We start from the raw sequence: 25,090 nt of genomic DNA, 5'->3' as shown, positions 1-25,090 counted from the left end.
ACCGAATCGACGCTCTGAGAAGCGCCCGGCACCACCTCAGTGGTGCTTGGCCACGCCGAGGTCGACGCCCTTCGTCTCCTTGACGAGGCTGACCCCGATGAGCGAGATGATGCACACGATGATCATGTAGATCGCGATCGAGATGGACTTACCGGTCTCGGCGAGCAGGGTCTCGGCGATGGTCGGGGCGAAGGCGCCGCCGAGGATTGCGCCGAGCGCGTAGCCGATCGAGACACCCGAGTAGCGGACCTCGACGGGGAACATCTCCGCGTACATCGCCGACATCGGCCCGTAGGACAGGCCCATTCCGACGGTGAGGACGAAGATGCTGATGCCGTAGGCCCAGATGTTGGCCATGTCGATCATGAGGAACGTCGGGATGAGCCACACGATGAGCAGGATGTAGCCGATCTGGAAGGTCCGCACGCGTCCCAACTTGTCCGACAGCGCCCCGCCCCACATCGTGAAGACCAGCCAGCCGAAGCTCGCCAGTGTCGTCGCCAGCAGCACGGGTGCTCGGTCGAGACCGACCGACCCGCCCTCGGCGAGCGGCCGTGAGGCGTAGGCGGCGAAGAACGCGATGATCATGTAGCCCACGGCATTGTTGCCGATGAAGATGAGCGCGGAGAGGATGACCTCCTTCGTGTTCTTCCGAAACAGCGTGCCCAGCGGTGCCGAGGATTCGGCCCGGCGCTCGGCGAGTTCGGCGAAGACCGGGGACTCCTCGACCTGGCGGCGGATGTAATACCCGACGAGCACGAGGATGACGGAGAAGAGGAACGGGATCCGCCAGCCGAAGCTCGCGAACTGTTCGGGGCTGAGCTGGGTGGTGAGGATCCAGATGACGCCGGTGGCGAGGATCATCCCGACCGGCACCCCGATCTGCGGGTAGGCGCCGAAGACGCCGCGTTTGGAGACGGGTGCGTGTTCGACGGAGAGCAGAGCCGCCCCGCCCCATTCGCCGCCGGCGGAGAAGCCCTGGAGGATCCGCAGCAGGGTGAGCAGGATCGGTGCGCCGACGCCGATCATCGCGTAGTTCGGCAGCAGGCCGATGAGTGATGTCGCGGCCCCCATGAGGATGAGCGTGAGCACGAGCATCTTCTTCCGCCCGATCCGATCGCCGAGGTGGCCCGCAACGATCGCGCCCAACGGCCGGAACAGGAAGGAGATGCCCAGAGACGCCCACGCCATGATCTGGCCGAGTGCCGGATTGTCCGAGGCGAGCGGGCCGAAGTACTGCGTCGAGAGGACGAGGCCCGCGGCCTGGGCGTAGATGAAGAAGTCGTACCACTCGATGGTGGTGCCGACGAGGGTGCCGGCGAGGACCTTGCGCTCCTCGCGGGTGATCGAATGCGGTTCGGTCGGATTCGGTGTGGTGGGGTCTGATGCGGTGGCGGACATGAGTGGGTCTCCATTGACTCGTGATGTCGACGATGGCCGATCCCGCGCCGATGCGGAGTGCGGTCATATTGTGACTACTTGGTCAGTAATTCTAGTCGATCATAGATCAGGGATGTGCCGCGCGCCACCTGCTCTTCACTCCGGGGCGCCGATGACAATTACCGACCGATTGGTTAGTATATTTTCAAGGAAGCGGCAGCGGTGCCGGAAGCGGTCGCCGTGAACCGGGAGACAGTGTTCGACCAGGAGAGCAAAGCATGACCGACATCCTCAGTTCCTATGTGGCCGGAGCCTGGCACACGCCCGCTGCGTCCGACATCGCCGAGGCGGCTGCACCGGCCCGTCCCGTCCGCGACGCCGGCACCGGTGAACTCCTCCACGAGGTCAGCTCCTCCGGCGTCGACTTCGCCGCCGTCGCGGACCACGCGAAGACCACCGGCGTCACCGAACTGCAGAAGCTCACCTTCCACCAGCGCGGAGTGATCCTGAAGAAGCTCGGCGGCTACCTCATGGAGCGGACCAAGGGCTACCACGAGATCTCCTTCACGACGGGCACCACGAAGCGCGACGCGTTCGTCGACATCGAAGGCGGCATCGGCACCCTCTTCACCTATTCCGGCGTCGCCCGTCGGCAGATGCCGAACTCGACGGTCCACCTCGACGGCGGTGTCGAACGCCTGTCGAAGAACGGCACCTTCGTCGGCCGTCACATCCTCACCTCCCGGCAGGGCCTGGCCATCCAGATCAACGCCTTCAACTTCCCCGTCTGGGGCATGCTCGAGAAGTTCGCCCCGATGTTCGTCGCAGGCGTCCCCGTCGTCGTCAAACCCGCCACCGACACCGCTCACCTGACCCGAGCCGTGGTCGCGGACATGGTCGAATCCGGGCTGCTGCCGGACGGTGCCATCCAGCTCATCAGCGGCGACGTCACCCCGCTCTTCGACCACCTGGCCGAACAGGACGCGATCGCCTTCACCGGCTCCGCGGCCACTGCACGTCGCCTCTCCGGGCTCGACTGCGTGACCGAGCGCGGCACCCGCTTCTTCGCCGAGGCCGACTCCCTGAACTTCTCCCTGCTCGGACCCGATGCCGGTCCCGGCTCGCAGGAATTCGACCTCTTCGTCGACGGGGTCGTGGCAGAGATGACCGTCAAGGCCGGGCAGAAGTGCACCGCGATCCGGCGCACGATCGTCCCGCAGGCCCACGCCGAGGCGGTCGGCGAGGCGATCATCGCGAAGCTGACCGCCCAGGGCGTGGGTGACCCGCGCGAGAAGTCCACCCGCCTCGGTCCCGTGGTCTCCGACAAGCAGCGCAGCGACGTCCTCGACGCGATCGATGAGATCCTCGCCGGCGGGGCACACCTGCTGGCCGGTGGGCGTGAGGAGTCCGACCGTCTGGCCGCCGAGCACGGCGGCGCTTACGTCGCAGCGACGGTGCTCCAGGCCGATGACGCCTGGGTCGACGCCGTCCACGACATCGAAGCCTTCGGGCCCGTGACCTCGATCATCACCTATACCGACACCGAGGAGGCCGTGCGTCTGGCTGCCCGTGGCCGGGGCTCCCTGGTCGGGTCGGTCGTCACCCATGATTCCGAGTTCGCCACCGAATTCGTCCGGAAGATCGCTCCCTGGCACGGACGCATCCTCGTCCTCGACCGCGATGACGCCGAGGAGTCGACCGGTCACGGATCACCCCTGCCGAACCTCATCCACGGCGGCCCCGGACGGGCCGGCGGCGGCGAGGAGATGGGCGGACTGCGCGGCGTCGAACACTTCATGCAGCGCACCGCGATCCAGGCCTCCCCGGACATGCTCACCGCGATCGGCGGGGAATGGGTGAACGGTTCGGAGCGCCACCTCGGCGATCATCCGTTCACGAAGTCACTGAGCGATCTGCGCGTCGGGGATGCGCTCGAATCCGACTGGCGGGAGGTCACGCTCGACGATATCGAGCACTTCGCGAACTTCACCGGCGACACCTTCTACGCCCACATGAACGAGGAGGCGGCCGCCGCGAACCCGTTCTTCCCGGGACGTGTGGCGCACGGCTACCTCATCGTGTCCTTCGCCGCCGGACTCTTCGTCCAACCGGACCCGGGCCCGGTGCTCGCGAACTACGGCCTCGAGGGGCTGACCTTCATCACCCCCGTCTCACCCGGGGATTCGCTCAAGGTGACGCTGACGGCCAAGCGCATCACCCCGCGCGAGACCGACGAATACGGCGAGGTCCGCTGGGACGCCCAGGTCGTCAACCAGAGGCACGAGCCCGTAGCCAAATACGATGTGCTCACCCTCGTCGCCAAGAGCTGAGGGAGCCTAGGGCCCGGCGGGCAGGGTGCAGCTGAACTCGTGCTCGCCTGCGGCGACCTCATGTGCGCTGCCATCGGGCAGGAGCACCTCGGCGGAGGTTGAGGGCGGGATGACGAGGCGCAGCGTGAAGGTCCCGTCCGGGCCCAGGGTCCACTGCGTCTCGGCTCGGCCGTAGGGCGTCTCGTGTGAGGCTCGTGCCCAGTCGAGGTCCGGGGTGGGAACCGGGGCGATGCGCAGGCGGCGATAGCCCGGTTCCGCGGGGGCCAGCCCGGCGACCCTGCGGTGCAGGAAATCGGCGATGGAGCCGAAGGCATAGTGATTGAACGAGGTCATCTCGCCCGGATTGATCGACCCGTCGGGAAGCATCGAGTTCCACCGCTCCCAGATCGTCGTCGCCCCCATCGTCACGGGAAACAGCCACGAAGGGCACTCCCGCTGCAGGAGCAATCGCCACGCGGTGTCGCTCTGACCTGCGTCGACGAGCGCATCGCAGACATGACCCGTGCCGAGGAAGCCCGCACCGATGTGGAAGCCGTCGGCGGCGACCTGCTCGGCAAGCAGCTGCCCCGCGTGCTCGCGCTGTGAGGCCGCGAGCAGATCGAAGCGCAGGGCCAGGGCATAGGCCGTCTGCGAGGCGAAGGCCGAGCGCCCCGAGGGAGTCATGTACTCGTTGCGATAGCGTTCGGCTGCACGTTCGCGGAGCTTGCCATAGTGCTCCTCCGCCGCGTCCTCGCCGAGGAGACGCGCGGCATCGCGGACGATTCCCGCGGACTGAGCGAGGTAGGCGGTGGCCACGGCCTGCCAGGGCAGGCGGGCATCCCAGGGGCGGTCATCGGCGGCCCCGGCATCGAGCCAGTCGCCGAAGGAGAAGCCGCCCGCGGGGAAGTCGATTCCCTCACCGGCCCGGCCCGCGAAGGCGTCGACCCAGGCCGTCATCGAGGTCCATTGGCGGCGCAGCAGGCCGAGGTCACCGGTGCGCTGATAGAGCGTCCAGGGCACGATCGTTGCGGCGTCTCCCCATCCGGCCTCGGGGCCCAGGGGCGGCAGGTTCGGATCGGCATCGACCCAGGGGACGAAGGGCGGCACATTGCCGTCTGGGTGCTGCTCGAGTGCGAGATCGGCCAGCCATTCGGAGAGCATTCCGCTGACGTCGTAGAGGAAGGCCGCGGTCGGAGCGAAGACCGCGAGGTCACCGGTCCAGCCCAGGCGCTCATCGCGTTGGGGGCAGTCGGTGGGGATATCGAGGAAATTGCCGCGCATGCTCCACCGGGCGTTCTCGTGAAGGCGAGTCAGCAACGGGTCCGAGCAGGCGAAATCTCCGCTGGGAGCCATATCGGTGTGGATGACGAGGGCGTCGATGTCTGCAGGATCGAGCGCTCCGGGCCAGCCGCTCACCTCGGCGTAGCGGAAACCGTGGAAGGTGAAGCTCGGCTCCCAGGTCAGCGGTGCGCCGTCGAGGATGACCTCATCGGTGGCTAGGGCCTTCCGCAGCGGACGGGTGCCGAGCTCTCCGTCCTCGAGCACCTCCGCATGGCGCAGGGTGATGGTTCCCCGACCGGCGGGAATGCGCAGCCGCAGGCGTCCGACCAGGTTCTGCCCGAAATCGATGATCGTCCGCCCCGAAGGACTGGTGAAGACCGCCTCGGGGGAGAGGGATTCGATGACGCGGACGGGAGGTCCGGTCGGGGCCGTGAGCGTGGTCGGGTCGAAGGGGACGGCTCTCACCGGGGACCAGGTCGAGTCGTCATAGCCGCCGAGATCCCCGCGGCCGGTCTGCTCGAGTTCGGCCGCCGCCCGGGCGTCGAAGGTCTCGCCCATGTACAGGTCGGCCCGAGCGGTCGGACTGGGAGCGGCCTTCCAGGTCTCGTCGGTGCCGATGATCGTCATCGAACCGTCATGATGGGCGATCTCGAGCTGGACGAGGGCTGCGGTGCGCTCACCGTAGAGCTCACGGAGGCCGCCGAAGCCGAGATACCCGCGGTACCAGCCGTCGGCGAGTTCGAGCGCGAGCGCATTGGCGCCCGCCTGCACGTTGTCGGTGACGTCCCAGGTGCGGTACCGCAGGCGCGAGGCGTAGCTGGTCCATCCCGGGTGGAGGACGTCGTCGCCGACCGCGCGGCCGTTGAGGCGCAGGGTCATCACGCCCAGAGCGGTGGCGCGGATCCGGGCGCTGGCGATCGAATCGGGGACGCTGAACTCGGCGCGCAGGAGCATCGCCGGTTCGCCGCCCTCTCCTGCCCGCGGCACAGGCGGGCTGATCATTGCGGCCGTCCACAGCTGCGGATCGAGCAGTCCGGCCTCGAGGGGCGTCTCCTCGCTCCACTCGCTGGCGACATCCTCGCCGTGCCCCCAGACGCGAACCCGCACCGTGCAGCGCTCGCGACTGCGCAGGGGGAGATCCGGCCAGGGGACGAGGACCTGGTCCGCGGAATCGACACGGCCGGTGGAGAACGAGCGTTGGCCGCCGATCTCGATCTCGTAGGCGGCCTGGCGCCAGCCCGGCCGGCTCGTCTGCGTGGTCCACGAGAGTCGCGGCGCGTTCTCGCCGATGCCGAGGGCGCTGCGGTGATGCTCGATGACGACGGGGTCGACACGGGGCGGTGCAAAGGTCATGGTGGCTCCTGGAACAGGTGGATTCGCGCAGAACTGGCGGTGGCGTTCAAAGGGTGGTGCTCAAGCGGTGGTGCTCACAGCGGAGCGAGGAGATAGCCCTCCATGTGCGTGCGGACGTCCTCGACGAGGTCGACCTCGACTCCGTTGAGCCACAGCAGTTCGATGCCCTCGGTGATCGCCAGGGTGCTGATCGCGGCCGCCCGCGGATCGACACCCGGCTTGAGTCCGCCGTCCGCGGCGACCTCCTGGAAGGCGACGGTGACCGCATCGCAGATGCGGTGGATGCGGTCCTTGAAGTACCCGTGAGCCGGATGCTCCGGATTCGTCGATTCGGCGGAGAGGATGCGGTAGAGCTGCACGACGCCGCGTTGGCGGTACTGCTGCCGCGAGATCTCGAGCAGGCTGCGGAGGAAATCGGTGCCGTGCTGGTCGTTGAGGATGCTCTCGGCGATCCGGTCTCGGCGGTCGAGCACGGCGCGCAGCAGAGCGATCTTGCCGCCGCTGAAGTGGTGGAGCACTCCGGTCTGGGAGATGCCCACCAGCCGTGCGATCTCGCTGAGCGAGCTGGAGGAATAGCCGGAGGTGGAGAAGACGGTGAAGGCGGCGTCGAGGATCTGCTCCCGCCTCGCTGCCGTCTTTCGGTACTCCCCACGTGGACCTGCCATGCCGGTACGCTATCAGGCCGCGGAATGAAAATGTGAAAGGCTTCAGTTTTCGCAGCCGGCGAGATGCGAATAGTCGCAGGTCAAAGCGCTGCGAAATTCTCGTCCTCAAGATTGCGGGTGACTGGGCGGATTAAAAACATTGAGGCCATAAAGTTTTCGTGCTAGCGTCACCTCAGGTCTCGCCCGACGAGGCCCGGCAGTTTTCCACCCACCATGGCAAGGAAGCCCAACGGATATGGATCTCGACTCGGACAAAGTGGTCGCACGCGCGGCCGAACCTCTCAGCAGCACTGCATTCTCGGCCAGCGGAGCCAGCTTTCCGCTGCCAGCAGAGGTGACAGAGCCGGCAGCCGGCCGCATGCCCGCACCTCGGCGGGGGCTGACGTTCTTCATCCTCCTCGCCATCATCGGAGCCGGGGCCGGGCAGATGACGGCGGCGCTGCTGACGATGACTCTCAAGGCCAACTCGATCGATGCAGGTGGCGCAACGACGATCCTTTCCATCTCGGCCGCGGTGACCGGAGTCTTCACGCTCGTGGCCTTCCCGATCATCGGCGCCCTCAGTGATCGCTCGCGTTCGGCTCTCGGCCGGCGCCGACCCTATCTGGCGCTGGGCGCGCTGTTCTACCTCGTCGGCGGCATCCTCCTCATCCTCGCCAACGATGTTGCGTTGCTGGTGGTCGCGCATCTGCTCATCACCGCCGGCTTCGTCACGGCCAATGTCATCATTGCCGCCCTGGCCACGGATCAGCTGCCCGAGGACCGGCGCGGTCCGGTGATGGCTCTCATCAGCCTCGGCGCACCCGTGGGCGCCATGGTCGGCATGGCGATGGTCTCGCCCTTCGGCGATGCGATCCTGCCCCTGGTCGGCCTGCCCACCGCCCTCGCGGTGCTCGGCATGCTGCTGCTGGCGGCCATGGTGCGGGACCCGGAGAGCTCCCTGCCCAAGCCTCCGTTCTCTCTGCGTGCTGCGCTGGGGATCTTCTGGGTCAATCCGATTCGGTTCCCGGACTTCATGTGGGTCTTCACCAGCCGCATGCTCGTCTTCTCGGGGGTCGCAGCGATCAATGCCTACCAGGGGATCTACCTGCTGCAGGGCCTGCACGTGCCGGCGCAGAAGCTCGGCTTCCTCATCCTGCTCACCGTCGTCGTCAATGCCGGAATCACACTGCTCGTCGCTCCGGCCGTCGGCAAGCTCAGCGATCGCCTGGGAGTCCGCCGTCCCTTCATCCTCGTCGCGGCTGTGGTGCTCGGCATCGGACTGGTGCTCGCCGCTTTTGCCCCGAACTTCGCCTTCTACCTCGTCGCCTGCACGGTGGTCGGATTCGGTCAGGGCGTGTACTTCGCGGTGGAGCTGGTGCTCGCCACCCAGGTGCTGCCCGATCCGGCCAATCCGGCCAAGGACATCGGGATCATCAAGATCGCAGACAACCTGCCGATCACCATCGTCGCGGCCGTCGCTCCGGCCCTGCTGGCCATCAGCATGGGTGCCGGCGGAGGGCAGAACTTCGCGGCGCTGTTCATCGCCGGAGCGCTGTCCGCGATGATCGGCGGTCTGGTCATCCTCTTCGTCCGCGGCGCGCGCTGACGAAGAACGACATGAGTGAACGAAATCGAATGGCAAGGATTGAGATATGATGAATTTCCCCTCCGACTTCCTCTGGGGTGCCGCCTCCGCGGGGCACCAGAACGAAGGCGGCGACACGGTCAGCGATACCGCCTTCCTCGAGACGGTGGAGGAGACGATCTTCGTCGAACCCGCCGGAGCGGCCTGCAGAAGCTATGAGCTGTGGGAGACGGATCTCGATCTCGTGGCGGGAATGGGCCTCAATGCCTACCGCTTCTCCGTCGAATGGGCGCGCATCGAACCGCAGCCCGGTGTCATCGACGAGGCGGCCCTCGACCACTATGAGGCGATGGTCGACGGTGCCAGGGCACGGGGCATCGCTCCGATCATCACGCTCAGCCACTTCTCCGCACCGCAGTGGTTCGCCGCCCGCGGCGCCTGGCTTGCCGAGGACGCTCCCGAACTCTTCGCCGCCCATTGCGCCCGGGTGATCGGCCGCTTCGGGGACCGCGTCGAGGCAGTCGTGACCCTCAATGAGCCCAACCTCGAGCAGATGCTCGCCTTCGTCCTCCCACCCGAGGCGCAGGCCGGGAAGCGGAGGATGCTCGCCTCTGCTGGTGTGACGCTGGGTGTCGAGCGCTATCGCTCGGCCAATGTCGTCCTGCCCGAGGAGATTGCCGAATTCGAGGCCGCATTCACCCGGGTGCACCGAGCCGCCAAACGGGCGATCAAGGAGATCCGTCCCGAACTGCCGGTGGGTGTCTCCATCGCCATCAGCGATGAGTACGCCCTACCCGGCGGCGAAGCCGACCGCGACGCCAAGCGGGCTGCCGTGTACGACCATTGGCTCGAGGTCGCCGCCGAGGACGATTTCATCGGCGTGCAGAACTACGAGCGCATCGTGCATGGGCCCGAGGGTGTCGTCCCTCCCGCGGCAGACGCCGAGATCAACGGCATGGGCACGGCCATCGCGCCGACCTCCCTGGCCGGCGCCGTCCGCTACGCCCATGCCCGGTCGGGTGTGCCGGTGCTCGTCACCGAGCACGGCATCCAGACCGCCGATGACAGGCAGCGTGCCGAGTTCATTCCGGCGTCGCTGGCCCTGCTCGAAGAGGTGCTGGCCGAGGGCGTGCCCGTGCTCGGGTACTGCCACTGGACGCTGCTGGACAATTTCGAATGGATCTTCGGCTACCGGCCCAAGCTGGGTCTGCACAGCGTCGATCCGGTGACCTTCGAGCGGATCGCGAAGCCCAGCGCAGGAGCCTACGCCGAGGTGGTGGCGGCCCACAGGGAGGCCGGAGCGCTCAGCTCTCCAGGCCCTCGAATGCCAGCGATGTGACCGCGTCGGCAATGACCTTCGGCTCGATGGGGTAACCGGGGCGGTACCACTCGGTGATCGAGTTGACCATGCCGAAGAGCAGGCGGGTGACCAGACCGGGAGTGAAGTCCGCGCGCAGGCCGCCCTCGGCGATGGCCGCCTCGACGAGGGCGCGGATCTTCGCGTCGATGCGGCGCCGGGCCTCGATGGCCTCCCGCTCGACGGCCGAGTTTCCGCGTACCCGCAGCAGCAGGGTCACCGAGTGGTGGTACTCGATGAGGATGACGACGCTGGCGTGCACGGCCAGGCGCAGGCGCTCGAGCGCACCCATCCCCGCACGCTGACTCTCGATCTCGACGGCAGAGTCGAGGGCGTCGATGCCGCGGTTGATCGCCAACCGCAGCAGCTCCTCCTTCGACTTCACGTGGTGGTAGATCGCGGATTTCGTGATGCCCAGTTCGCGGGCGACGGTGTCCATCGAGGTGCCGTCGTATCCGCGCGCGACGAACACCTCGGTCGCCTTGTTGATGAGCGTCTCCCGGTCGTAGCCGGGACGCCCGCGACGGGAGCGCTTGGGGGCGGCCGCCTCGGCGGGGGTCGGCTCGGGGGTGGACGATTCGGGCATGCGCATCAGTCTAATCGGCCACCTCGGCGAGCGCCGTGATGCGGGTCACGGGGGGAAGCGTCCCGGACCCACCGCCTCGGTGATCATCCCGACCCGCCTCAGCGGACGCCTTCGCGGCGGTCGATGATGCGTTTGAGCTTGCCGACCGAGCGCGGCAGGTCGCCGGGCATCTTGATGTCGACGGTGCACGAGACGCCCAGCCGCTCCTTGACGCGCGCGGCGACGAGGCGATCGAGGCCGTCGAGTTCGACGGCGCCGATGCCCTCGCGGGATTCGACCTCGATGGTCATCTCGTCCATCCGGCCGGGACGCGTGAGCACGAGCTGGAAGTGCGGGCTGAGCCCGGTGAACTCGAAGAGCACGGATTCGACGTTCGCGGGGTAGACGTTGACGCCGCGGATGATCATGAGGTCATCGGAGCGTCCGGTGATGCGCGAGATGCGGCGGAAGTTCGGGCGCGCGGTGCCCGGCAGCAGCGTCGCCAGGTCGTGCGTGCGGTAGCGGATGATCGGCAGCGCCTCCTTCGTCAGGGAGGTGAAGACGAGTTCGCCCTCTTCGCCGTCGGGCAGCACCTCACCGGTGAAGGGGTCGACGATCTCCGGGTAGAAGTGGTCCTCCCAGATCGTCGGGCCGTCCTTCGTCTCGGCGGACTCGCAGGCCACGCCGGGCCCCATCACCTCGGAGAGGCCGTAGATGTCGACGGCGTTGATGTTGAAGGACTGCTCGATCTCCCTGCGCATCTCGTCCGTCCACGGCTCGGCACCGCAGATCGCGGTCTTCAGGCTCGTGGTCGTCGGGTCGATGCCCTGTTTGCGGAACTCGTCGAGGATCGTCAGCAGGTACGTCGGGGTGGCGGTGATGAGATCGGGTTTGAAGTCCTGGATCAGCTGCACCTGCCGAGGGGTCTGACCACCGGAGATCGGGACGACGGTGAATCCGTGCCGCTCGGCGCCGTGCACGCCGAGGCCGCCCGTGAAGAGTCCGTACCCGTATGCGTTGTGCATCATCTGCCCGCGCTTGCCCCCGGCGACGAGGATGGAGCGGGCAATGAGGCTGCCCCACCGATCGAGGTCGCCCGTCGTGTACCCGACGACCGTCGGCAGCCCCGTCGTGCCCGAGGAGGCATGGATCCTGGCGACCTGCTCGCGCGGGACCGCGAAGAGCCCGAACGAGTAGTTGTCGCGCAGATCCTGCTTGTTCGTGAACGGCAGCTTCGCGATGTCATCGAGACTCGTGATGTCGGCCGGAGTCACATCGAGGTCATCGAAGGCCTTCCGGTAGAACGGCACGTTCTCGTACACGGAGGTCACCGTGGCCTTGAGGTTGGCGAGCTGATCGGCGCGCAGCTCGTCCAGGCTCATCCGTTCGCCGGCGTCGAGGTCGGTGTCAGTCATTGTCGTCTCCTTGCGCAATTCTTCTTCGTGACGGATCCGTCCGGTGTCGGATCCGATGACCGCCGAGGTGGGGCTCCGTTGCCGGTGCCGGTTCGTCAGCGGGTGGCTGGGGTGGGGGTCACTTTGGGGGCGCGGCTGCGTGCCGGGCTGGGTCTGCCGCCAGTCGGGGCGAGGCCCGCTGCCGGGGTCACGTGCGGGGTGGGAGGGTGCGGGAGCGGCCGCGGTAGGTCGCGATGATCTCATCGCCGCGGGTGACGGTGACGTCGTAGATGCCCGAGCGTCCCTGCTTGATGACCTCGTGTCCGCGGGCGACGAGTTCGTCGCCGAGGTGGGTCGGCTTGAGGAAGTCGATGTCTCCGCCCGAGGCGACCGTGATCGAGCCGGGATAGTTGCAGGCCATCGCGAAGGTCGTGTCGGCGAAGAGGAAGATGTAGCCGCCGTGGGTGATGTCATGGCCGTTGGTCATGATCTCGGAGACCCTCATCGAGCACTGTGCCCATCCGGGTCCGTGGTCGTCGACGGTGATGCCCAGGTGCTGGGACGCCCGATCGTTGGCGAACATCGCCGCCGCGCCGGTGAGCTCCTCACCTGCCGGTGGGCTTGCATCCGGCTCCGAGGTCGTCGTGGTGTCGTGGGCGGGTTGACCCATGGTCGGCTCCTCCTCGAGTCGCTGTGTGCTTGAGCCTCTGCTCGTGCTGGGCGGGCGGTTCCACGGTGGGCGATCCGGATCCTTGTGGGCGGCGACCGTGGCGCGTGGACGACGGCGGACGATCCCGGCGATGCCTCTGGTGGAGGACGCCGGTGAATAAACGACCATCTGGTCAATAAATATCGTTGTGATCGGCGTCTCTGTCAAGTTCCGGCGAGCGCGGCCCCGGCGATCCGCACGCATCGTCAAGTCGGCGTGGGGTGGCACGGTCCGGGGCGCCGAAACAACGGTGGAGCGCCGAGACCACGCTGTGTGCACCGGGCTCTCGGCGCTCCACCGTTGTTTCGGAGAGGCGGCGGTGTGTGGCGGCGGGGTGCGCGGCGTTGGGGCTCGGCGTGGGTGCGCCGGGGTGCGAGTTACTGGTTGATCCGCGGCGGTCTGGGCGCTCAGGCCGCCGCGGATCGACCGAACAATTCGCTCCGCGGGCGGTTGCATTGCACCCGGGGCGGGGGTGTGCGACACTGGTGACAACAATACAGAACAAACGGTCAGTAAATGGATGCCTCGGGGCGAAGCTCGTAACAGGGTTCCGTTACAGGGTTCGACCCGCACGTGGAGTCGGCAGCCGCTGACCGTGCCAGGTCCTGACAAGGGCACATCCAAGGGTGGAGTGGTCATGACAACTCAGATGAACGACAGCCGCTTTGACGAAGCGCAGCTGCAGGAGCAGTTCGACGCGACGATCGAGGCGAAGGATCGAATCGAACCCCGGGACTGGATGCCCGAGGCCTACCGCAAGACGCTCATCCGGCAGGTCGCGCAGCATGCGCACTCGGAGATCATCGGCATGCAGCCCGAGGGCAACTGGATCTCCCGCGCTCCGTCGCTGCGCCGCAAGGCGATCCTATTGGCGAAGGTTCAGGACGAAGCCGGCCACGGCCTCTACCTCTACTCCGCCACAGAGACGCTCGGGGCCACCCGCAACGAACTCACCGAGAAGCTCGTCGCCGGCAAGCAGAAGTACTCCTCGATCTTCAACTACCCGACGCTGTCCTACACGGATGTCGGCACGATCGGCTGGCTCGTCGACGGGGCCGCGATCTGCAACCAGGTGCCGCTGTGCCGGACCTCGTTCGGGCCCTATGGTCGCGCGATGATCCGCATCTGCAAGGAGGAGTCCTTCCACCAGCGGCAGGGCTACGAACTGCTCATGACGATGATGCGCGGGACCGACGCCCAGCGCGAGATGGTCCAAGAATCGGTCAACCGCTTCTGGTGGCCGGCGCTGATGATGTTCGGACCCCCCGACGACAACTCCCCGAACACCGAGCAGTCGATGGCCTGGGGCATCAAGACCCACACGAACGACGAGCTGCGTCAGAAGTTCGTCGACATGTCCGTCCCGCAGGCCGAGGCCCTCGGCGTGACCTTCCCCGACGAGAACCTCACGTGGAACGAGGAACGCGGCCACTACGACTTCTCGACCCCTAACTGGGACGAGTTCTGGGACGTCGTCAAAGGCAACGGCCCCTGCAACACTCAGCGAATCGCCCACCGCAAGCGCGCGTGGGACGAGGGAGCGTGGGTGCGCGAGGCTGCGCTCGCCTTCGCAGAGAACCAGACCGCCGAGGAGGCAGTGAAATGACCGAGACCAACCCCGGCCCCACCTCGGCGAACGGAACAGAGACGAACGCGAGTGCCACCTCGGCGAGCGCGACCCGCGGCGAATGGCCGCTCTACGAGGTCTTCGTCCGCGGCAAGCGCGGCCTCAACCATGTCCACGTCGGATCCCTCCACGCCGCCGACGATCAGATGGCGCTCCACCACGCACGTGACGTCTACACCCGTCGCAACGAAGGTGTGAGCATCTGGGTCGTGCGCTCCTCCGACGTCACGGCCTCGAGCCCGGACGAGAAGGACCCGATGTTCGCCCCCAGCGGCGACAAGGTCTACCGCCACCCGACCTTCTACGACATCCCCGCCGATGTCCCCCACATGTGAGGAGGGGCGAGCCATGACGACCGAACACACGCCCGCCCGGGGCGACGCGACAGCGAACGATCCCACCGTCAACGTCGAACACGACGAGGCGGGCACCAACGTCGAACACGACGAACACGACAACGCCTACTCGGGCCTGCTCGTCAACGACGCCCACTGGGCCTTCGGCACCGACTTCGAAGACCCCCTGGCCGGCGTCGACACGACCGTGCCCGAGGGCGTCGATGCGAGCGACCTCGGCGCGTACTGCCTCATGCTCGGCGATGACGCGCTCGTATTCAGCCAGCGCATCTCCGAATGGTGCTCGAACGCCCCCGACCTCGAAGAGGACATCGCGCTGGCGAACATCGCGCTCGACCTCCTCGGACAGTCGCGGCTCCTGCTCGCCCGCGCTGCGGCCGCCGATCCGGCACTCGTGCCCGAGCTGCCCGAGAGCTCACCGGTACCGGACGAGGACCGGCTCGCGTTCTTCCGCAACGACCTCGCCTTCCGCAACGTCCGCCTGGCCGAGGTGCCCAACGGCGACTTCGCCGAGGCGGTCGCGAAGATCCTCATCTACTCGACGTGGCGCCTGTCGATCTTCGAACGCCTGACGACCAGCCGGGACTCCGTGCTCGCCGCGATCGCCGCGAAGGGCGTCAAGGAGATGTCCTACCACCGCGACTTCGCCGGCCGGTGGGTCGTCACCCTGGCCCGCGGCACCGAGGAGTCCAGGTCCCGCCTGGTCACGGCCCTCGACGGACTGTGGCCGCTGTGGTCCGAACTCTTCGAGACACACCCGGTCGAAGCCGCCGTGGCCGATGCCGGCATCGGCATCGATCCCGCCGAGGTGGCCGACGAGGCCTCGGTCATCCTCGACCAGGTCTTCGCCGCCGCCGGCATCGACCGTCCCGAACGCGGAGGACTCGCCGGAGTCGGCGTGCACGGTCAGAAGGGCCGCGACGGACTGCACACCGAAGCGCTGTCGAAGCTGCTCGCCGAGATGCAGGTCGTCGCCCGCGAACACCCGGAGGGACTGTGGTGACCGCGATGCTCCAGACCCACACCCTCACCGAGGCGACCGACGCCCTCGCCGAGGCGGACCTCACCGAGGCGGCCCCCGCGACCGCGATCGACGGCGACGACACAACCGACGCCGCCGACGCGATCGACCGCGCCTGGGCCGCCGCCGAACGCGTCACCGACCCGGAGATGCCGATGCTCACGCTGCTCGACCTCGGCGTGCTCCGCGACGTGCAGGTCGAGGACGGCCACGTCGTCACCACCATCACCCCCACGTATTCGGGGTGCCCGGCAATGGCGGCGATGCGCGATGACCTGCAGCGCGAACTGCAGGACGCGGGATTCCCCGACGCCGAGGTGCGTGTGTCCCTGACCCCGGCCTGGACGAGCGACTGGATCACCGAACGCGGGAAGAAGGCCCTCAAGGACGCCGGCATCTCCCCACCCGGAACCGCGCCCCGCCGCGACGGACCCGTGGCCCTGACCCTCATGCCCACCCGCCGCGCCGTGACCTGCGTGCTCTGCGGCTCGCACAACGTGCGCCTGTCCTCCGAATTCGGCCCGACCGCGTGCAAGGCCATGTATCAGTGCCTCGACTGCCTCGAACCCTTCGACCACGTGAAGGAGATCTGATGACCCAGACGATCGACCAGACCGCCGAGGCGGCGCCCGGTTCCGCCGGGACGTACCCCGCCGAGGCGGCCGCCGCCACCCAGCCCGACGGTTCGTCGCGGTCACGCTTCTACCCGCTGACCGTGAAGTCCGTCGACCACCTCACCGAGGATTCCGCGGCCGTGACCTTCGACGTTCCCGCCGAGTATGCCGAACTCTTCGACTTCGCCGCGGGACAGTCGCTGACCCTGCGTCGCGTCATCGACGGTGCCGAGCACCGCCGCACCTACTCGATCTGCGCCCCAGCCGGGTCCGACCCGCGCATCGGCGTGCGCGAAGTCCCCGAGGGACTGTTCTCCCTGTGGCTGGTCAACGAGGTCCGACCCGGTGACGTCATCGAGGTGCAGCCGCCCTCGGGCAGCTTCCGCGCCGACCCGGACCAGGGCGGACGCCACCTGTGCATCGCCGCCGGATCCGGCATCACTCCGATGCTCTCGATCGCCTCGACCGTGCTGTCCAACCCGGAGTCCTCGGTCACCCTGCTCTACGGCAACCGGAAGACGAACACCGTGATGTTCGCCGAGGAGCTCGCCGACCTCAAGGACGCCCGCAGCCAGCAGCTCGATCTCGTCCACGTGCTCTCCCGCGAACCGCGCGAGGTCGAACTCTTCTCCGGCCGCCTCGACGAGGACAAGCTGCGCGAACTGCTGTCGGCGATCGTCCCGATCGGCAGCATGGACCACGTGTGGCTGTGCGGACCCCTGGGCATGCTCAACGACGCCCGCACAGTCCTCGCCGAATTCGACGTGCCCAAGGAAGCCATCCACTTCGAACTCTTCTACGTCGACGAACCGCCGCCGGAGGTCGTCCACGCGGACAAGGTCGTTGTGGGCGCCACCAGCGACGTCACGGTCGTGCTCGACGGACGCAGGACCACCTCGGCGATGTCGCAGGCCAAGACCATCCTCGATTCCGCGCAGGAATCCCGGTCGGATCTGCCGTTCGCCTGCAAGGGCGGAGTGTGCGGGACCTGCCGTGCGAAGATCTGCGGCGGCGAGGTCAATATGGTCCGCAACTACGCCCTCGAGGACGCCGAGGTGGCCGCGAACTTCGTCCTCACCTGCCAGACGTTCCCCGTCAGCGACGAGGTCACGGTCGACTTCGACTCGTGAGCCCGGCGCGGGACAGGCCCCGGGCGCCGTCCGCGCTGCAGTCGTTCGGGCTGCAGCCGTCGGCACTGCGGCCGTGCGGAGACGGCGACCGTGTGGACAGCATTCGTCCGCATGGGAACCGCCCGGGCCGTGCCCGCGGACGATGCGGCACAATGGCCGTCAACACACATGACATTTGAGGCACACAGCAGATGAGGAGCACCATGCCCGAGGCATTCATTCTTGACGGACTGCGCACACCGATCGGTCGGTATGGGGGAGTTCTCGCCGATCAGCGGCCCGACGACCTCGTGGCTCAGACGCTGAAGGCCGTCGTCGACCGGTCCGGAATCGATCCGTCCGACATCGACGAGGTCATCCTCGGCTCGGCGAATCAGGCCGGCGAGGACAACCGCAACATCGCCCGCATGGCCGTGCTGCTGGCCGGGCTGCCCGAATCCGTGCCTGGGTTCACCGTCAACCGCCTGTGCGCCTCGGGGATGACCGCGATCACAACCGCGCGGGCGATGATCGCCGCCGGAGACGCCGAGGTGGTCGTGGCCGGGGGAGTCGAATCGATGACCCGTGCGCCGTGGGTGAGTGAGAAGCCCTCCCGCGCGTGGTCGAAGCCGGGCCGGAGCTGGGACACCTCGATCGGGTGGCGGTTCACGAACCCCGCCTTCGACGAGGACACGACCCTGTCGATGCCGCAGACTGCCGAACGCGTCGCCGAGAAGTGGAAGCTCACTCGTGACGCCCTCGACGAATTCGCGTTCAACTCGCACCAGAAGGCTCTGGCCGCGCAGCGTGAAGGGAAGTTCGATCCCGAGATCCTTCCCATCGGCGAGGTGGCTGTCGACGAAGGCCCGCGCGATTCGACTCTGGAGAAGCTGGCGAAGCTGCGCCCGATCCACGGTGAAGGCGGAGTCATCACCGCCGGCAACTCGTCCTCCCTCAACGACGGGGCGGCTGTGACGATCCTCGTGTCCGAGGACTACGCGAACCGGCATGGGCTCAGCCCTCGCGCCCGCGTCGTCGCCGGCGCCAACGCCGGAGTCTCCCCGGACATCATGGGCATCGGGCCCGTGCCCGCCACCCGCAAGGTCTTCGAGCGCACCGGGTGGAGCGTCGACGACCTCGAGGCCGTCGAACTCAACGAGGCCTTCGCCTCCCAGTCGCTGGCGTGCATCGGCGACCTCGGCCTCGATCCGGAAACCGTCAACGGCTTCGGCGGGGCCATCGCACTCGGGCATCCGCTCGGCTGCTCGGGCACCCGGATCACCCTCACCCTGCTCAACCGCCTCGAACAGGCTGGCAGCAAGAAGGGATTGGCGACCATGTGTGTCGGCGTCGGTCAGGGATCCGCACTGCTGCTGGAGCGCGCATGAGCGCGGGGGACGCCGCGCCGAACCGGGGCGACGGTTCGGCACCGAACGGCGGAGCCACCTCGGCGAGCGACGGGATGGCCGGAACCACCTCGGCGATGGAGGCCTCCCCGCTCATCGTCGAACGCCGCTCGGATCGGACGATCATCCGACTCAACCGGCCCGAAGTGCGCAATGCCATCGATCTGAATACGGTCGAGGCCCTCCACGCCGTGTGTGCTGAGCTCGAGGCCGAACCCAAGGTCGCGATCATCACCGGTTCGGACGGTGTCTTCGCCGCCGGGGCCGACATCTCTCAGATGCGCAATCGGGGCCGGGAGGAGGCGCTGGCCGGCATCAATTCGAGGATCTTCTCTCGCATCCACGACCTGCCGATGCCCGTCATCGCGCTCGTCGAAGGCTATGCCTTGGGCGGTGGGGCCGAACTCGCGTTCGCCTCTGACTTCCGCATCGGCACCCCGTCGACGAAGATCGGCAATCCCGAACCCGGACTCGGCATCATCGCCTCGGCCGGTGCCGCGTGGCGTCTGCGCGAACTCGTCGGCGAACCCCGGGCCAAGGAGATCCTGCTCGCCGGTCGCACCCTGCAGGCCGAAGAGGCCAAGGCCATCGGACTGCTCAACGATGTCGTCGACCCCGAGGACCTCGAAATCGCCGGCCATGCCCTGGCCGATCGGATCGCGAGCTTCGCGCCCTTGGCGGTGCGACTGAGCAAATCCGCGTTCCAGGCTCCCCGCGAGGCTCATCCGCTCATCGACAATGTGGCCCAGGCAGTGCTCTTCGAGACCGAGGAGAAGTACGCCCGCATGGACGCGTTCCTGGAGAAGAGGGAGGCGAAGAAGCGTGCGAAGGCCCAGGCCGTGGCCACCGAGGCGATGGACCAGCAGCGCGAACCCCGCACCGATGAGAGAGGCAGCACCGAATGAGCGAGACCGATACGGCAGCCACCTCCACCGAGGCGGTCCCGCGCGTGCCCGAGACCGTCGGCGTCTACGGCGGCGGTCGGATGGGTGCGGGCATTGCGCACGCCTTCGCCACCGCCGGCGCCCGCGTCATCGTCATCGAGAGCACCGAGGACACCGTGGCTGCGGCCAGGCAGCGCATCGCCGCCTCGATCGAGAAGTCGAAATCCAAGGGCATCGACGTGCCCGGCACCGTCGAGGTCGTCCGCGACCCGACCCTGCTCGACCAGGCTCTCCTCGTCGTCGAGGCCGTGCCCGAGATCGTCGAACTCAAGCAGGAGATCCTCAGAGGAATCGCGAAGTACGCGCCGGCCGCGAGCATCGCCACGAACACCTCGGCGCTGTCGATCGACGAACTCGCCGCCGCACTGCCGAGGCCGCAGGCCCTCATCGGACTCCACTTCTTCAACCCGGTTCCCGTGTCCGGACTCGTCGAGGTCGTCGTCGGCACTCACACCGACACCCGCCTCGTCGAGGTCGCCAGGGGATGGGTGGCAGGACTGGGGAAGACGGCGATCACGGTCAAGGACTCACCCGGGTTCGCGTCCTCCCGCCTCGGTGTGGCCCTGGCGCTCGAGGCCATGCGGATGGTCGAGGACGGCGTCGCCAGCGCTGAGGACATCGACCGTGCCATGACCCTGGGCTACCGGCACCCTGCCGGGCCGCTGACGACGACGGACATCGTCGGCCTCGATGTGCGCCTCGGCATCGCCGAGCACCTGACCGAAGAGCTCGGGCCCCGTTTCGCACCCCCGCAGATCCTGCGCGACAAGGTCGCGGCCGGGGACCTCGGGCGGAAGTCCGGGCAGGGCTTCTACACTTGGTGACATTCCGAAAGCTGCGCTGAGACACGACGCCTGACAGGACACGCAAAGGAGCACCCATGACCGACATCCAGCTGAAGAACCGCGGCCAGATCGCCGAGATCATCCTCGACGGCCCGGAGTCCCGCAACGCCCTCGACGCGGACAACCTCCGCGACATCGCCGCGGCCGTGGCGAAGGTCGCCGAGGCGATCCCGAACGTCCGCGTGCTCCTCATCCGCGGTGAGGGCACAGTCTTCAGCTCCGGCCGCGACATCGGGGACATCGACGTCGAGACCGACGACGCCCACGCGTTCCTCGCCGAGACCTTCGCTCCCGTCTTCCAGGCGATCCGGGCCCTGCCGATCCCCGTCATCGCGCAGGTCCAGGGGGCCGCGCTCGGGCTGGGCTTCGGCATCGCCGCGGCCGCCGACATCATCTTCGCCGCCGATGACGCGAAGTTCGGCTCCCCGTTCGCCGCGATCGGCGCGATGCTCGATTCCGGTGCCCACCACGTGTTCCTCGACCGGGTGGGCTACCACCGGACCATGGACCTCATCGTCACCGGCGATTTCATGACCGGCGCCGAGTCGGCCGCGACCGGGATCGTCTCCCGCGCGGTCCCGGCGGCGGAGCTGGCAGAGTTCGTCGAAGCGAAGCTTGCGAAGATCGTGTCGGGGCCCGCCGAGGCCTTCGCGATGGAGAAGGGGTTCGTGCAGAAGCTCGCCGATGACCGTCCGAGCCTCGCCGAGGTGCTCGCCGAGGAGGCCGCGCTGCAGGAATCGGCCCGCCAGACGCCTGACTACGCCGAAGGATTCCGTGCTTTCCAGGAGCGGCGGAAACCGAACTTCGAATGAGGCTCAGTCCGTCTCTGACTTCTCGCCTGCCTCGGCGTCGCGAGTGCGCTTCCATCGGCGCACGGTGATGATCGTCAGAGTGATGACCAGCGCCCACGAGATTCCGACGGCGACGCCGTGGAAGATCGTCGGGTCACCGATGAACGCACCGACTGCGACGAGTGAGAGCTGACCCGGCAGGGATGAGATGACGGTGGCGGTGAGGAACGTGCGGTTGTCGATGCCGAGCGCTCCACTGCCGTAATTCACCGGCCAATAGGGGAATCCGGGCATGAGGCGCAGGGCGCACACCGCATAGAATCCACCGCCGGTGAGCCGGGACTCGACGGATTCGGCATGCGAACCGAGCAGCTTCATCACCGTGTCCCGACCGAGGGCTCGGGCGATCCAGTACCCGCCCCAGCAGCCGAGGACGACTCCGATCATCGACCACAGCGTGCCGAAGGGCAGACCGTAGATGAGGCCGCCGGCGGTGGCCATGATCGTCACCGGGATGGGGGTGGCGGCGACGACGGCGTAGATGAGGATGAAGACGGCGAAGCCCCAGAAGCCGGCGGCCGCGATATCGTCCTGAAGCACATCGATCGAGGGCAGACGCACGTTGAAGACCGCCCACACTGCGGCCAGCAGCGCCAGCGCCAGGGCGATGTTGCGCAGGATCGTCGGCCAATCGAGGCGGGATCGTCTCCCGACTGCGTCGCCGTCGGATGCGGTGAGGTTGCGGGTGGCATCCGTGGGGGAAGCGTCGGATTCGCGGGCAGGCGAACCCTCGGAGCGTGATCTGCGCTTCGATGCTGAGGGATCGTCGTGTCCGGGCATGGACCGATCCTACGTCCGAACAGGAGCGCGACGGCAATCCGCGTTTCGCGACTCGGCCCCCGCCTGCAGAGAGGGCAGGCGGGGGCCGAAGCGTCGAGGAAGCGGGCCGGGAACGGACCGTGTGAGCAGGGCTCAGGCGGCGGGGCCCTCAGTCAGAGTCACCTTCGCGGTGTGCGACTGACCGTCGGCGTCCGTCCAGGTCAGGGACACCTTGTCGCCGGGCTTGTGTTCGGCGATGGCCTCGGAGAGAGCGGTGCCGTCGGTGATCTGCGCCGACCCGATCTTCGTGATCGTGTCACCGGCGCTCAGCCCGGCCTCGGCGGCGGGAGTGTCCTCATAGACCCCGGCGACGACAGCACCCTCGGTCTGCGAGGAGGCACCGGACTGGCCGTACTGACCGTTCGCGCTTCCCTGGCCGGACTGGCTGCCCTGGCCGCCCTGCGAAGACTGCCCTGACTGCCCTGACTGGCTCTGCTGGTCGGACTGGCCGACGCCGATGCCGAGGAAGGCCGGGTAGCCGAGCGTGTTCGTGCTCGTCTGCTCGCCGGCGACGATCGATTCGGCGGTGGTCAGCGCGGTCTCGATCGGGATGGCGTAGCCGGTGACCTGGGCGGTTCCGGACGAGGCCGCGGTATTCATGCCGACGACCTCACCCTCGTCATCGAGCAGTGCCCCACCCGAATCGCCGGAGACGATATCGGCCTGGACTTGGATCATGTCGTTGAGCGTCTCCGAATCCTCCGTGCCCTGTGCGGTCGTGGTGACCGAAGCGCCGAGGTCGGTGACCGATCCGTCGGCGGCCTGCAGCTGCCCGCCGCCCTCGGAATTGCCGACGGCGGTGATGTCGTCGCCGACCTGGACATCGTCATCGTCGATCGTGGCCGTCTGCAGGTTCGACGCGTCTTTGAGCTTGAGCACGGCGACGTCCTTCGACGAGTCCGAACCGACGACGCTGGCCTCGTAGGTCTTGCCGGTCGTGGCCACGGTGACCGCGATCTTCGTGGAATCGGCGATGACGTGGTTGTTCGTCAGCACCAGACCGTCCTTGCTCAGCACCATGCCGGTGCCGGCCGCCTCGGCGTTCTCGTAGCCGAGCTGGGTGTCGATGAGGACGACGCCGGCGGACTCCTTCTCACTGGCCGGGGTGGCGTCCTGCTGGGTCGAACCGTCGCTGCCCTGGCCGGTGTCGGGGGACTGCGAGCCGCCGCCCGGGGTGGTTCCGCCGGAGTATCCGCCCTGGCTGCCGCCTCCCTGTTCGCCGCCTCCCGATCCGAGGTTCGGCGACTGTGTGCCGTTCTGACCGTTGCCGGTCTGGCTGCCGCCGTCCTGGCTGGGGTCGGTGGGCTGACCGGTGAAGGGGATGGCTGATTGAGCGGTGCCGGCCGCGACCGTGCGGGTGTGCGTGGCTGCGACGGCGGGCAGACCGGCGGCCGTTCCGAGGCCGAGCGCCAGTGCCGCTGCCGCTCCGGTCACGGCCAGGGCGAGTCGACGCCTGCGGGGGCGGGATCGGGTGACGGCCGGTGCCGTCGTCTCGGTGCCGTATGCGTTCTCACCGGTGTGCCCAGCGCCGGTCGCTTCGTGTGCTGACCGCGTGCGCTTCGACTCGTTCATGGTCTGTGCCTTTCTCCATTCTGCGGAAGTGCTCTGTGATTCCTATTGAGTACCCGCACGCTGTGGCCAAGCTGTGGCGCAGCTGGAGCGAAGCTTCGACTTTGTCAGTCGCAGGCTGAGAGAGATGGAGGCTGAGAGAGACGAGACCGGCTCAGGGAGGGACGGTCGGTCCGGCAGGGGGCAGGCAGGCCCGGCAGTCGGCGGGCCCGGCAGTGGGCGGGCCGGTTCAGGCGACCGTGATGACGATGCCGATGGCCACTCCGATGTAGAAGAGGTTGACGGCGAGGATGAAGATGCGTTCGGAGATGCCGAAGACCTTCGGGCGCAGCTTCTTGATGATGAGGACGATGACGCTCACGACCAGGGAGACCAGAGCGATCCACGCGATGACGCTCAGCGCACTCGCCAGCCACGCGGGCCCGGACTGAGTGAAGAGCCTGGTGAAGTTGCCCATGCACGCATAGCTGATGGCGAACCAGGCGATGGCCAGGAGGTAGTGGAGGCGGCCGATCGTCGTGAGCTTCTCGCCCTCGATGTCGGTGGGAACGAGCGGCAGTGCGATGAAGATGAGTGCGAGCGCAGCCAGGGCGATCGTCACTCCGGTGACGTCTCGCCAGTGGGGGAGGCCGAGCGCCACGGTGACGGCGAGGACGGCCCAGAACGCGGCGGTCAGCCACGTCATCGTGCTGCTCAGGCGGCGGGTGGGTCCGACGGCATAGTCGCTGACGGCATGGCCGACGATCGTGTAACCGCTGGGAACGAGGTGGAGGGCGATGAACACGCCGAGGCGGGCGAGCCCGAGGATGAGAGCGGCGATGGCGAGGACGGTGGTCATGAGTTCTCCTGAGTCTGGGCCGCGTCGGCGGACTGAGAGGCACTGGGAGTGCGGATGGTGCGGACCTCGTCGTGGAGGTCGTGGATGGTCTGAGCAAGGACCTGCGGGTCGATGCCGATCGCGCGGGCATTGTCGTCGAGGGAGTGTCCGAGCAGTCGCGCGCAGTGTGCGCTCTTGTCCTCCCCCGCCGAGGTGAGGCGCAGTTCCCGACGATTGCCGGATCCCGGTGTTGCCGCGTTGGTGATGAGATCCTCGGCCAGCAGCGCCTTGACGATTCCGGACCCGGCCGCTTCGGTGACGCCGAGCGATTTCGACAGCGTGCGTCCAGTGATGCCGGGGTGCTGACCGAGGATGACGAGAGCGACGTACTGGTTGTAGGTCAGTCCCTCTGGACGCAGCATCTGCTCCGCCCACCGATCGAGTGTGCGGACCAGGTCGTGAAGTTCATGAGCGAGATCCATATGAGTAAGTTAAGCACTTAAGTTAATAGTTGGCAAGAGGTGTGGCTCGG

22 protein-coding genes are annotated in these 25,090 nt (G+C 67.6%); 12 read left to right on the top strand and 10 right to left on the bottom strand.

The features are described 5' to 3' along the window. Window positions 1–36: 36 nt before the first annotated feature. Entirely contained in the window at window positions 37–1,401 is a 1,365-nt protein-coding gene (locus HK401_RS07895) for an MFS transporter (RefSeq protein ID WP_181274117.1), read from the bottom strand. Between the two features lie 257 nt (window positions 1,402–1,658). Between HK401_RS07895 and paaZ the strand changes: the two genes are divergently transcribed. Then, window positions 1,659–3,710: a phenylacetic acid degradation bifunctional protein PaaZ gene (gene paaZ, locus HK401_RS07890; RefSeq protein ID WP_181274116.1), complete on the top strand. Its 2,052-nt coding sequence runs from the start codon at window positions 1,659–1,661 to the stop codon at window positions 3,708–3,710. Window positions 3,711–3,716: 6 nt separating this feature from the next. On the opposite strand, the gene HK401_RS07885 is transcribed toward paaZ, so the two are convergent. Both HK401_RS07885 and HK401_RS07880 read right to left on the bottom strand, forming a co-directional pair. Then, window positions 3,717–6,323, bottom strand: coding sequence for a family 78 glycoside hydrolase catalytic domain (locus HK401_RS07885; RefSeq protein WP_181274115.1), 2,607 nt, complete (start codon window positions 6,321–6,323; stop codon window positions 3,717–3,719). Between the two features lie 74 nt (window positions 6,324–6,397). Continuing rightward, on the bottom strand, window positions 6,398–6,988 hold the full coding sequence (locus HK401_RS07880) for a TetR/AcrR family transcriptional regulator (RefSeq protein ID WP_181274114.1): 591 nt from the start codon (window positions 6,986–6,988) through the stop codon (window positions 6,398–6,400). Window positions 6,989–7,223: 235 nt separating this feature from the next. On the opposite strand from HK401_RS07880, the gene HK401_RS07875 reads away from it, so the two are divergent. Then, window positions 7,224–8,576 carry an MFS transporter gene (locus HK401_RS07875; RefSeq protein ID WP_181274113.1) on the top strand — a complete coding sequence of 451 codons (1,353 nt, stop codon included), beginning with the start codon at window positions 7,224–7,226 and terminating at the stop codon, window positions 8,574–8,576. 46 nt (window positions 8,577–8,622) lie between these two features. Continuing rightward, window positions 8,623–9,894 (top strand): glycoside hydrolase family 1 protein, encoded by a 1,272-nt coding sequence (locus tag HK401_RS07870; protein WP_181274112.1) that lies wholly within the window; start codon window positions 8,623–8,625, stop codon window positions 9,892–9,894. On the opposite strand, the gene HK401_RS07865 is transcribed toward HK401_RS07870, so the two are convergent. From HK401_RS07865 to paaI, 3 genes are all read right to left on the bottom strand, one after another. After that, window positions 9,860–10,498 carry a TetR/AcrR family transcriptional regulator gene (locus HK401_RS07865; RefSeq protein ID WP_181274111.1) on the bottom strand — a complete coding sequence of 213 codons (639 nt, stop codon included), beginning with the start codon at window positions 10,496–10,498 and terminating at the stop codon, window positions 9,860–9,862. The genes HK401_RS07870 and HK401_RS07865 overlap by 35 nt on opposite strands. A 98-nt stretch (window positions 10,499–10,596) precedes the next feature. Further along, window positions 10,597–11,892, bottom strand: coding sequence for an AMP-binding protein (locus tag HK401_RS07860; RefSeq protein WP_181274110.1), 1,296 nt, complete (start codon window positions 11,890–11,892; stop codon window positions 10,597–10,599). Between the two features lie 187 nt (window positions 11,893–12,079). Further along, complete coding sequence (gene paaI / locus HK401_RS07855) at window positions 12,080–12,541, bottom strand: hydroxyphenylacetyl-CoA thioesterase PaaI (protein ID WP_181274109.1); 462 nt, start codon at window positions 12,539–12,541, stop codon at window positions 12,080–12,082. A 676-nt stretch (window positions 12,542–13,217) separates the two neighbouring features. Here paaI and paaA point away from each other — a divergent pair. From paaA to HK401_RS07810, 9 genes are all read left to right on the top strand, one after another. Continuing rightward, window positions 13,218–14,186, top strand: coding sequence for a 1,2-phenylacetyl-CoA epoxidase subunit PaaA (paaA, locus tag HK401_RS07850; RefSeq protein WP_219921797.1), 969 nt, complete (start codon window positions 13,218–13,220; stop codon window positions 14,184–14,186). Beyond that, complete coding sequence (gene paaB, locus HK401_RS07845) at window positions 14,183–14,542, top strand: 1,2-phenylacetyl-CoA epoxidase subunit PaaB (RefSeq protein ID WP_258234073.1); 360 nt, start codon at window positions 14,183–14,185, stop codon at window positions 14,540–14,542. Before paaA ends, paaB begins: the two co-directional genes overlap by 4 nt. A 13-nt stretch (window positions 14,543–14,555) precedes the next feature. Next, the gene (gene paaC, locus HK401_RS07840) at window positions 14,556–15,566 is read left to right on the top strand and encodes a 1,2-phenylacetyl-CoA epoxidase subunit PaaC (RefSeq protein ID WP_181274108.1); all 1,011 of its coding nucleotides are present in this window, start codon (window positions 14,556–14,558) and stop codon (window positions 15,564–15,566) included. A 5-nt stretch (window positions 15,567–15,571) separates the two neighbouring features. Further along, entirely contained in the window at window positions 15,572–16,177 is a 606-nt protein-coding gene (gene paaD, locus HK401_RS07835; protein WP_181274107.1) for a 1,2-phenylacetyl-CoA epoxidase subunit PaaD, read from the top strand. Further along, entirely contained in the window at window positions 16,177–17,328 is a 1,152-nt protein-coding gene (paaE, locus tag HK401_RS07830) for a 1,2-phenylacetyl-CoA epoxidase subunit PaaE (protein ID WP_181274106.1), read from the top strand. Before paaD ends, paaE begins: the two co-directional genes overlap by 1 nt. Window positions 17,329–17,531: 203 nt before the next feature. Further along, entirely contained in the window at window positions 17,532–18,695 is a 1,164-nt protein-coding gene (locus HK401_RS07825) for a thiolase family protein (protein ID WP_181274105.1), read from the top strand. Window positions 18,696–18,769: 74 nt separating this feature from the next. Beyond that, window positions 18,770–19,618 (top strand): enoyl-CoA hydratase/isomerase family protein, encoded by an 849-nt coding sequence (locus HK401_RS07820; protein WP_181274395.1) that lies wholly within the window; start codon window positions 18,770–18,772, stop codon window positions 19,616–19,618. Then, window positions 19,615–20,481 carry a 3-hydroxyacyl-CoA dehydrogenase family protein gene (locus HK401_RS07815; RefSeq protein WP_181274104.1) on the top strand — a complete coding sequence of 289 codons (867 nt, stop codon included), beginning with the start codon at window positions 19,615–19,617 and terminating at the stop codon, window positions 20,479–20,481. The genes HK401_RS07820 and HK401_RS07815 overlap by 4 nt, the downstream gene beginning before the upstream one ends. A gap of 56 nt (window positions 20,482–20,537) precedes the next feature. Next, the gene (locus HK401_RS07810) at window positions 20,538–21,314 is read left to right on the top strand and encodes an enoyl-CoA hydratase/isomerase family protein (RefSeq protein ID WP_181274103.1); all 777 of its coding nucleotides are present in this window, start codon (window positions 20,538–20,540) and stop codon (window positions 21,312–21,314) included. Between the two features lie 3 nt (window positions 21,315–21,317). Here the strand turns inward: HK401_RS07810 and HK401_RS07805 are convergent, their stop codons facing one another. The 4 genes from HK401_RS07805 to HK401_RS07790 form a co-directional block, all read right to left on the bottom strand. Further along, window positions 21,318–22,133 carry a TVP38/TMEM64 family protein gene (locus HK401_RS07805; protein WP_181274102.1) on the bottom strand — a complete coding sequence of 272 codons (816 nt, stop codon included), beginning with the start codon at window positions 22,131–22,133 and terminating at the stop codon, window positions 21,318–21,320. Between the two features lie 132 nt (window positions 22,134–22,265). Next, a complete protein-coding gene (locus HK401_RS07800; protein ID WP_181274101.1) occupies window positions 22,266–23,744 on the bottom strand; it encodes a S1C family serine protease in 1,479 nt (492 codons plus the stop codon). A 226-nt stretch (window positions 23,745–23,970) separates the two neighbouring features. Continuing rightward, the gene (locus HK401_RS07795; RefSeq protein ID WP_181274100.1) at window positions 23,971–24,579 is read right to left on the bottom strand and encodes a DUF998 domain-containing protein; all 609 of its coding nucleotides are present in this window, start codon (window positions 24,577–24,579) and stop codon (window positions 23,971–23,973) included. Next, window positions 24,576–25,040: a MarR family winged helix-turn-helix transcriptional regulator gene (locus HK401_RS07790; RefSeq protein WP_181274099.1), complete on the bottom strand. Its 465-nt coding sequence runs from the start codon at window positions 25,038–25,040 to the stop codon at window positions 24,576–24,578. Before HK401_RS07790 ends, HK401_RS07795 begins: the two co-directional genes overlap by 4 nt. Window positions 25,041–25,090 lie beyond the last annotated feature (50 nt).

Source organism: Brevibacterium oceani (assembly GCF_013623835.1).
Taxonomy (GTDB): domain Bacteria; phylum Actinomycetota; class Actinomycetes; order Actinomycetales; family Brevibacteriaceae; genus Brevibacterium; species Brevibacterium oceani.
The sequence above is the reverse complement of the archived record's forward strand: the minus strand, read 5'-3'. Positions and strand labels throughout refer to the sequence as shown.

Bases quoted from the DNA above. Each gene is read 5' to 3' on its own strand.
- paaB (WP_258234073.1), top strand. From the start codon at position 14,183: ATGACCGAGACCAACCCCGGCCCCACCTCGGCGAACGGAACAGAGACG.
- paaA (WP_219921797.1), top strand. From the start codon at position 13,218: ATGACAACTCAGATGAACGACAGCCGCTTTGACGAAGCGCAGCTGCAG.
- HK401_RS07790 (WP_181274099.1), bottom strand. From the start codon at position 25,040: ATGGATCTCGCTCATGAACTTCACGACCTGGTCCGCACACTCGATCGG.
- HK401_RS07800 (WP_181274101.1), bottom strand. From the start codon at position 23,744: ATGAACGAGTCGAAGCGCACGCGGTCAGCACACGAAGCGACCGGCGCT.
- HK401_RS07885 (WP_181274115.1), bottom strand. From the start codon at position 6,323: ATGACCTTTGCACCGCCCCGTGTCGACCCCGTCGTCATCGAGCATCAC.
- HK401_RS07825 (WP_181274105.1), top strand. From the start codon at position 17,532: ATGCCCGAGGCATTCATTCTTGACGGACTGCGCACACCGATCGGTCGG.
- paaE (WP_181274106.1), top strand. From the start codon at position 16,177: ATGACCCAGACGATCGACCAGACCGCCGAGGCGGCGCCCGGTTCCGCC.
- paaZ (WP_181274116.1), top strand. From the start codon at position 1,659: ATGACCGACATCCTCAGTTCCTATGTGGCCGGAGCCTGGCACACGCCC.
- HK401_RS07820 (WP_181274395.1), top strand. From the start codon at position 18,770: ATGGCCGGAACCACCTCGGCGATGGAGGCCTCCCCGCTCATCGTCGAA.
- HK401_RS07870 (WP_181274112.1), top strand. From the start codon at position 8,623: ATGATGAATTTCCCCTCCGACTTCCTCTGGGGTGCCGCCTCCGCGGGG.
- paaI (WP_181274109.1), bottom strand. From the start codon at position 12,541: ATGGGTCAACCCGCCCACGACACCACGACGACCTCGGAGCCGGATGCA.
- paaC (WP_181274108.1), top strand. From the start codon at position 14,556: ATGACGACCGAACACACGCCCGCCCGGGGCGACGCGACAGCGAACGAT.
- HK401_RS07860 (WP_181274110.1), bottom strand. From the start codon at position 11,892: ATGACTGACACCGACCTCGACGCCGGCGAACGGATGAGCCTGGACGAG.
- HK401_RS07865 (WP_181274111.1), bottom strand. From the start codon at position 10,498: ATGCCCGAATCGTCCACCCCCGAGCCGACCCCCGCCGAGGCGGCCGCC.
- HK401_RS07895 (WP_181274117.1), bottom strand. From the start codon at position 1,401: ATGTCCGCCACCGCATCAGACCCCACCACACCGAATCCGACCGAACCG.
- HK401_RS07805 (WP_181274102.1), bottom strand. From the start codon at position 22,133: ATGCCCGGACACGACGATCCCTCAGCATCGAAGCGCAGATCACGCTCC.
- HK401_RS07815 (WP_181274104.1), top strand. From the start codon at position 19,615: ATGAGCGAGACCGATACGGCAGCCACCTCCACCGAGGCGGTCCCGCGC.
- HK401_RS07875 (WP_181274113.1), top strand. From the start codon at position 7,224: ATGGATCTCGACTCGGACAAAGTGGTCGCACGCGCGGCCGAACCTCTC.
- paaD (WP_181274107.1), top strand. From the start codon at position 15,572: ATGCTCCAGACCCACACCCTCACCGAGGCGACCGACGCCCTCGCCGAG.
- HK401_RS07880 (WP_181274114.1), bottom strand. From the start codon at position 6,988: ATGGCAGGTCCACGTGGGGAGTACCGAAAGACGGCAGCGAGGCGGGAG.
- HK401_RS07810 (WP_181274103.1), top strand. From the start codon at position 20,538: ATGACCGACATCCAGCTGAAGAACCGCGGCCAGATCGCCGAGATCATC.
- HK401_RS07795 (WP_181274100.1), bottom strand. From the start codon at position 24,579: ATGACCACCGTCCTCGCCATCGCCGCTCTCATCCTCGGGCTCGCCCGC.